The sequence below is a fragment of the Nonomuraea sp. NPDC046570 genome (assembly GCF_040645915.1).
Lineage (GTDB): Bacteria > Actinomycetota > Actinomycetes > Streptosporangiales > Streptosporangiaceae > Nonomuraea.
On record NZ_JBEYZF010000052.1, the window covers coordinates 23,155 to 30,022 of the forward strand.

Sequence of the window (6,868 nt, forward strand, 5' to 3'; positions counted from 1 at the left end):
ATGAGCCGCCGCATCGACTACTTCGACGACCCCGCCGCGCCCAAGGCCAACAGCCTCGTTCCCTCGGTGAACGTGGTGGTCACCAACGAGGCCGGGGACCTGTTGATGATCCGGCGCAGCGACAACGGCAACTGGGCCGTACCGGGTGGGGCCATCGATCTGGGTGAGTCGATTCCGGCGGCAGCCGTACGGGAGACCGTCGAGGAGACCGGCATCGTCTGTGAGATCACCGGGCTCGTCGGAACCTACAGCGACCCCCGGCACGTGCTCCTCTACACCAGCAACGGCGAGGCCCGCCAAGAGTTCTCCCTCGTCCTGACCGCGCGGGCCGTCAGCGGGGAGCCCACGCCGAGCAGCGAATCGCGCGAAGTCCGATGGGTGCCCCGCGGACAGGTCACGTCCTTGCAGATGGACCGGTCGATGCGGATGCGAATCGAGCACTACCTAGCCGGAACTGGCCTGCCGTACATCGGATAGCGCTGCCTCGACAGCCTTGACGGCGGCCAGGATGCACGGCGTTGAGGCCGTGATGGAGCGGGAGACCAGGTGTTCGGGGCCGTAGCGTGAATGGATCTCGGCCAGGCGCTCGGTGACGTCGAGGTGGGTGCCGTCCGGGCCGGTGGACATGTCGCAGTAGGTCAGCGCCTCGACCAGCTCCGGGCGTTCCTCGTCGAACTCGCTCGTCAGCGCGTCGAAGAGGTTGCGGTTGAGCGCTTCGTTGACCGCGCAGGAGTGATGCGCGACCAGGCGGCACAGCGTGTCATCGGCCTTGACGACATCACGCAGATACCGTGCGCCGTCGAGAGGGTGAAAGCCGGTATCGGTGAGATCGGGGGCGTAACCGATGTCGTGCAGGTAGGCCGCGGCGATCAGGGTGTCGGCCTCATTGCCGAGGATGGAGGTCAGCGACATCGCGCGGGCGGCCACCCCTTGGGTGTGCGCCCAGCGCCGGGGCAGTGTCGTCTCCAACAGGCCTTTGGCGAGGTCATGAGCCCACTCGGCTTGTCCCATGTTGTTCACGATAGGCGGGTGATGCCGTGATCGAACCAGAGCGTTGGCCCGGACGTCTCAGGACGTCTCACTCGCGTACGAACCGGCCCTTGCCGTGCTCGGCCACGATCAGTCCCTCACGCTCCAGTACGGCAAGCGCCTGGCGGGCCGTACTACGCGACACGCCGTGACATCGGCGCAGCTGTGCTTCGCTGGGCACGGCACCGCCAGGCGGCAGGTCACCGCGTTCGATCTGCTCGCGCAGGTCACGGGCGATCGCCTGATAGAGGTACGGCTCGTCTCCCGGCTTGTTCCCGCCCAGGACCAGGCGGCCCTTGGCGGGGATCGTCAGGATCAATCCTTCGTCCTCCAGCACGGCCAGCGCTCGCCGTACCGTGTTGCGCGCGACCCCGAATTCCGCGCACAGTGCCGCCTCTGATGGCAACATCGACCCCGCCGGGTACATGATCATCTCGATCCGTCCTCGAAGCCGGTCGACGATCTGCGTGAAGACCCGCCAACCGGTCAGCCACGTGCTCACCGTCGAGTGATCTCAGAACCGGTACGCGTCGGCGATCTTGTGCAGGCTGAAGCTGAGTTCTCCTTGCTCCTCCTCGCGCCAACCCATCTGGGCGGCTCGCTGGATTCGCTCGACAGCACGGAGGAACTGCATGCAGGAGACTCGTTCGTCCGGCTGGTCGCCCCAGTGGAACCAGCGGAACTGGAGGTGGACATAGACCCGACGGGGCCGGCCCGCTTGGTCGAGCACTTCCACGCCTGGACGCCCGTCGTCCTCGATGAGGAACGCGGCAGGCACCTGCCGTTCTGCCAATGCGTTCCGCAGCGCTGCCAGCAACGTCTCCTGGCAGGCGCGCTGGCGTTCCTTGATGCTCTTCATGACCGGGCTGTCCCTTCGCCGTCACGGCTTGTGTACGTCGAGACTCGCCTGCGGCGTGGAACCTTCACACCGCAATTCAGGGACGTCTAGGGACGTCTCGTGTTAGCTTCCCTGGCAGGACACCAGATCCAACGCGAGGTGCGACACATGAATGACAACCTTCGCCACGCACTCATCAACGCCCGCCTCCAGCCCGTAGACGTCGCCGCGCATCTCGCCGTCGACCCCAAGACCGTGCAGCGCTGGCTCAACGGCCGCATCCCGCACCCACGTCACCGCTGGGCCGTCGCCGACCTCCTCCACATCGACGAGGCCGACCTGTGGCCCGACGCCCAGAGGCGCCGCGCGATCTCCGGCGAGGTACAGGCCGTCTACCCGCACCGCTGGGCCGTCCCACAAGCCGCCTGGCGACACCTCTTCCAATCGGCAACACGCGAGATCGGCATCCTCACCTATAGCGGTCTGTTCCTCGCCGAAGACACCGGCATCATCCGCCTCCTGGCGCAACAGGCTCACGCGGGCGTGCGCGTACGCATCCTTCTGGGCGACGCGCAGGCCCCCGAGGTAGCAGCCCGGGGCATCGACGAGGCCATCGGCCCCACCGTCATGGCCGCCCGAGTCAGAAACGCCCTCGCCCTGTATCGCCCTCTCATCGGGATCGACCAGGCAGAAGTCCGGCTCCACCAGACCGTGCTCTACAACTCGATCTACCGCGCAGACGACGACATCCTCATCAACACCCACGCCTACGGCACACTCGCAACCCAGGCCCCTGTCATCCACCTGCGAGCCGCCGAGCCACACGCGGCAGCGGCCACCTACCTGACCAGCTTCGAAAACGTCTGGGCAACCGCCAAGCACTACAAGAACCCGACCTAAACAGACCGCACCAGCTCAGCCGAGACCAGACCGCGACCACATCAAGATCAGAAAGCCAAATATCCGTACGTCATCAAGGGCGACCCGCTTTGCGGGCCGCCGTGCGCAGGGACGGACACCGGCCGCGCTGCGGCTCTCCGGCCGGTCGCGACCGGCACCGCCCCACGCACTCGTCCACGAGGGGCACCCACATCCTTTCGAAGCCAATGAGGCCCCGATAGTTGCTTGTTAAGCTATTGGATCATGTCGAATTTTTGAAGCCAGCGGTAGACGAGTTTAGCTTGAGTTGCGCTGAGGCTCGCAGGCGGCATCGCAAGGAGAAGGGAGCGAACCTTTTCGGGATCGTGCTGTTTGGCAAGATCGACAATCTCGGCCGCGCCAGCGATGCGGTCGATGAGGCTCTGTTGAATGATGGAGATAGACCTCTCGCGAGTGAATCTCTCTCCGAGATCGGTCAGCCTGACTTGTCTACCCTGTATATCGGCCAAGCCGAGGGAGACAAGGACGCGCATGCGCCGACGCGCGACACTACGAAGTGTGATGCTGGGGAAGCGTTCCTGGAAAGCGTCAAGGTAGGCGTCGAGGTCCGATGAATCTTGCACAAGGGTGGCCATATCGATAACTATCTCCAGGTAGTCACCGCTGCGGCCTTCAGGCAGCTTATCGAGAAGGTACCGATCACCGGGACCTTTGGGGGAGTCGATGGCGTCCTCAGTCTCGCCCTCCTGCCAGTCTTCGCTGTTCTCCTTGACGAGGTACTCGCCAACGCGGTTGATGTCCTGGACAGAGGTATCGCTGACCTCGATGGCGAGAAGTTTTTTAGCGTGCAGGAGTAGACTCTCAGGCCGTAACATCAGAAGCTGGCGGCCAGTGAGCAGCTTCATCTCCTGGACAAGTTCGAGACGAGGGCCGCGAATCTCCCCCTCTTCCTTTCTCCACCAGTCTTCTTTGACATCTCCGGTAACCAGGAGAACATCGACCTTGCGGGCTTTTACCTCTTCGATGACCTGCACCCATAGCAAGTAGTCACCGGCAGCCCTGGCCACACCTTCGTCGCCCTTGGCTTTATTCTTGTCCTTAAAGCCCGGCGGGATTGAATTTTCCATTCGTTCCATCGCCTGCTGGATCAGCTCTGCTCTGACTTCGTCGGGAAAGGACTCGCCTCGCCTACCCGCGATGAGCCGCTCTAGATCGTTCACGACCGGGTCCTCGTGGGTGGCTCGCGACAGCTCAGAAGATTCCCGGTCAGCGACTTGCTTGATCGTTGCGGTGACGTCGACGAAAGCGCTATCAAGTTTGTTAGCCAGTTCGGCAGCCACGGAGTCAGTGAGCGCGATTCGCTTCGACCAGCCTCTTATGATGCCCAACGAATCGTTCAGTTTTGCTTCCAGTTGTTTGATTGTATCGCGGGCATTCGAAGGGTCACGGATTATGTTTTCTCTGTTCCGCCAGAACTCGTCGAGCGCTTGGTGGGGAATCCATAGCTGGTCCCCGATCTTGTTAAGCACCTCTATGAAGTCAGCTCGGGTGCTGCTGGTGTAGCGGTAAAGATTAAGGAGGACGTTGGCATCGAGTACTACGAGGCCGTCCGTGAGGACATGTTTAAGGTCCCGTTCGCTGGCGGTCCGGTAGCCCTCGAAGCCGTCGTACAGGCCCGGCTTCTTCGGGTGTGCCTTGCTCACATGATCCAGGCTTCCGCAGACAACGACCGGGCGCCACCTCTTTCGTGCACCAGTTTCCGGATTCGGATGATCTACGCTCTGCCTGTACCGGGACGAGCACCGCGCATGGCCAACTGGTTCAAGTGATGAGCCGGGAGACGGAATACCAGCATCTTGAGCTGCTGGCTACCGAGTGATGCGTGGATGCTGCACGGGTCGGTCGAGACCGTGATGGGCCAGCCTGCCAGGCCCCCAGCGCTTCGGAAGCGGTCCGCCGACGACTTAGTTAGAACTCCTAACAGAATGATCAGCGGGATAGGCGTCGCCAGCAGATGATGGCGGCAGTGAGGGTCATGAAGGCATCGTGGATGTCGTCGCGGATCTCCCATCGGATGCGCAGGCGGCGAAACCAGTGCAGGAGCGCGATCGTGCGTTCCACGACCCAGCGGTGGATGCCCAGGCCAGAGCCGTGTGGGCTGCCGCGGCGGGCGATGATGGGTTTGATGCTGGTGTGCCAGACCAACCGGCGGTACTTGTCGTGGTCGTAGCCGCGGTCGGCGTATAGGCAGTCGGGTCGCTTGCGAGGTCGCCCTACTCGGCCCCGCACCGGCGGGATCGCTTTGATCAGCGGCATGAGCTGGGTGACGTCGTTGCGGTTGCCGCCGGTCAGGGAGATGGAGAGGGGGACGCCGTGGCCGTCGGTGATGACGTGGTGTTTCGAGCCCGGTTTGGCGCGGTCGACCGGGCTCGGGCCGGTTTTGGGCCGCCCTTGAGCGCCCGGACGTGGGAGCTGTCGATCACCGCCTTGGACCAGTCGAGCTGGCCGCCGGCGTGCAGTTCGGCGAGCAGGAGCTGGTGCAGCTTGTCCCACACTCCGGCCTGGTGCCAGTCGCGCAGGCGTCTCCAGCAGGTCATACCCGAGCCGAAGCCCAGCTCCTGGGGCAGGAACTCCCACGGGATCGCGGTGTAGAGCACAAACAAGATGCCCTGCAGGGCGAGCCGGTCATCGAGCCGTCTGCGGCCGGGATGACGCTGTCGCCGCTCCACCCTTCGGTAACAGCGGTTCGATGCGCTCCCATAGGCTGTCCGGCACGATCCAGGGCAACTGCTCACCCTTCTTCATGCAGAGATCAACGATCCAGAGGGCCTCTGGACACGCCCCTTAGATCATTTTGTTAGGACCTCTTAGCGCCGGAACCTGTCCGAGCTCGGCGACCTGGCACTCAAGGAGGCTCGCGACCATGTGCACGGTCTTCCTCGCCAAGGTCACCGAGTGCCAGCGGCGCAGGGTCGTCTACTTCCATGCCGTGATTTACCTCGGCGGTCCTTGACGCCCAACGGAGCAGCCCCGCCGTCGAGGACGGAGGACGTCTTAGCACAAGCGGTACAGCACGCCCCGGGGCCGTTAACCCCAGTATGAGGAGCAACCGCCATCGACGTGCCTCCATGTGAGGCCACGTGCCGGCAGGGACGTGCCGGACCGGCTCGAACTACACGATCTTGCGGATCGAAGAGACAGACGCCGCCGGGAGAGATCAATTCGTAGTCGGCTGCACGCACTCGGCCGTTGACACATGGCTTATAAGCTGCTCGTGCGGATGCTGTACTGAACCGCTCCGGGGCAGACCAGCGCCTCCACCGATCCCGGAGCGGTTCACTGACATGAGGACATGGTCCTACAGAGCAGAACGATCTGGCCGGTCCCAACGGAGGTGACAGCAGCGCTGACAGCAACGTCCCCACACACGGGCTCACTTCGACTACCGTCCACCACCCTCTGACCACGGTCTCCGCTACCCGACCAGGGTGATTGGTCCGCCTAAGAGGCGGAAGGTCATGCTGTCGCGCCGCTTTCAGTGCTTGGGTTGCGGTGATTCCTCTTCTGCACTGAGAGTCCCGCCGAAGCATTGCGCGCCAGGGCCAAGCCGCTACGAGGCTGGCCCACCGAGCCTTGATCCTCGCCTATCTGGCTCCCACTCAGCCCTTGAAAAATGAAGGTCGGCAGTTACTGATGAGAAATTGGATTACTGGACCAGTTGAGTCGTTTCCTGGGCGCCGATATTGAGTAACTGGAATATTTCTCAGTGTGACCAAGGAGTCGGGTAAGCGAATCCCTCGGCGAGACCTTCAAGACACCCGGATGCTCGTCCTCACCGCCATCGATAACGGCATGCACGTCGATGACGCCGCGGCCATCTCGGCGTAGGCAGATCAACAATATTCGGCTGGATCAAGCTCCGTGAGGAAGGCGGACCGGCCGCGCTGACCGTGAGAATGCCACCAGGACCCGTACCGGCACTGAGCCAACGGCAACTGGCACAATTGCGTGGCTGGATCATCGGGCGCAACCCCCGCCAACTGCAATTCGACTTCGGGTTGTGGACCCGCGCGATGGTGGCCGAGCTGATCAAACGGGAGTTCGGCGTGGAGTTCACCCCGC

Annotated in this window: 7 protein-coding genes and 1 pseudogene; 3 read left to right on the forward strand and 5 right to left on the reverse strand. The window is 63.1% G+C overall.

Annotation, left to right across the window (positions count from 1 at the left end):
- The gene (locus ABZ911_RS39880) at window positions 1–477 is read left to right on the forward strand and encodes an NUDIX domain-containing protein (RefSeq protein ID WP_358068750.1); all 477 of its coding nucleotides are present in this window, start codon (window positions 1–3) and stop codon (window positions 475–477) included.
- Here the strand turns inward: ABZ911_RS39880 and ABZ911_RS39885 are convergent.
- From ABZ911_RS39885 to ABZ911_RS39895, 3 genes are all read right to left on the reverse strand, one after another.
- A complete protein-coding gene (locus ABZ911_RS39885) occupies window positions 445–927 on the reverse strand; it encodes an HD domain-containing protein (RefSeq protein ID WP_358068754.1) in 483 nt (160 codons plus the stop codon). The genes ABZ911_RS39880 and ABZ911_RS39885 overlap by 33 nt on opposite strands.
- A gap of 151 nt (window positions 928–1,078) precedes the next feature.
- On the reverse strand, window positions 1,079–1,531 hold the full coding sequence (locus ABZ911_RS39890) for a GntR family transcriptional regulator (RefSeq protein ID WP_358068757.1): 453 nt from the start codon (window positions 1,529–1,531) through the stop codon (window positions 1,079–1,081).
- Between the two features lie 12 nt (window positions 1,532–1,543).
- Window positions 1,544–1,888, reverse strand: coding sequence for a hypothetical protein (locus ABZ911_RS39895; RefSeq protein WP_358068760.1), 345 nt, complete (start codon window positions 1,886–1,888; stop codon window positions 1,544–1,546).
- Between the two features lie 147 nt (window positions 1,889–2,035).
- Between ABZ911_RS39895 and ABZ911_RS39900 the strand changes: the two genes are divergently transcribed.
- On the forward strand, window positions 2,036–2,767 hold the full coding sequence (locus ABZ911_RS39900; RefSeq protein WP_358068762.1) for an XRE family transcriptional regulator: 732 nt from the start codon (window positions 2,036–2,038) through the stop codon (window positions 2,765–2,767).
- Between the two features lie 233 nt (window positions 2,768–3,000).
- On the opposite strand, the gene ABZ911_RS39905 is transcribed toward ABZ911_RS39900, so the two are convergent.
- A complete protein-coding gene (locus ABZ911_RS39905; protein WP_358068765.1) occupies window positions 3,001–4,449 on the reverse strand; it encodes a PIN-like domain-containing protein in 1,449 nt (482 codons plus the stop codon).
- Between the two features lie 286 nt (window positions 4,450–4,735).
- Window positions 4,736–5,551, reverse strand: a pseudogene (locus ABZ911_RS39910) (IS5 family transposase).
- 1,151 nt (window positions 5,552–6,702) lie between these two features.
- On the opposite strand from ABZ911_RS39910, the gene ABZ911_RS39915 reads away from it, so the two are divergent.
- The coding region (locus ABZ911_RS39915) for a winged helix-turn-helix domain-containing protein (RefSeq protein ID WP_358068774.1) at window positions 6,703–6,868 on the forward strand (166 nt) is incomplete at its 3' end.